General features: G+C 47.4%; 1 protein-coding gene. It reads right to left on the reverse strand.

Features of this window, described 5'->3' with window-relative positions; all coding sequences use genetic code 11:
• On the reverse strand, positions 1 to 270 hold a 270-nt coding region (locus tag HC733_RS22720), incomplete at its 3' end, for a DUF2730 family protein (protein ID WP_190367223.1).
• Positions 271 to 329 lie beyond the last annotated feature (59 nt).

Here is a 329-nt window from a genome sequence, read left to right on the forward strand (position 1 = left end):
TAGGGAAGTTGTGTTTTGTAAGGTGGCTAATTGAGGCGAGAGCGCATCAATTTTGCCGCCTACTTCGAGTAGGCTTTTCTCTAATCCATGAAAGTCATCAGCACTTGGCATGTCTTCAACTCGTCGCTCAACTGCATGTACACGCCGTTCAAGCTCATCATGCTTTACTCGGCTAACAAATGTGGCTCTTAGCCATGCAATCGAACCTGCGCCTACGACTACCACACCAGCGGCTAGCATTTGCTTCCACCACTCTAAGATAAATTCCATCACGGCTTCCTATAGTGCTTTGCAGCAAGCTCTTGTAACTCTTGGCAATCAACGCAGTA

The sequence above is a fragment of the Pseudoalteromonas sp. S16_S37 genome, assembly GCF_014694405.1.
In the GTDB taxonomy this organism is placed as follows: domain Bacteria; phylum Pseudomonadota; class Gammaproteobacteria; order Enterobacterales; family Alteromonadaceae; genus Pseudoalteromonas.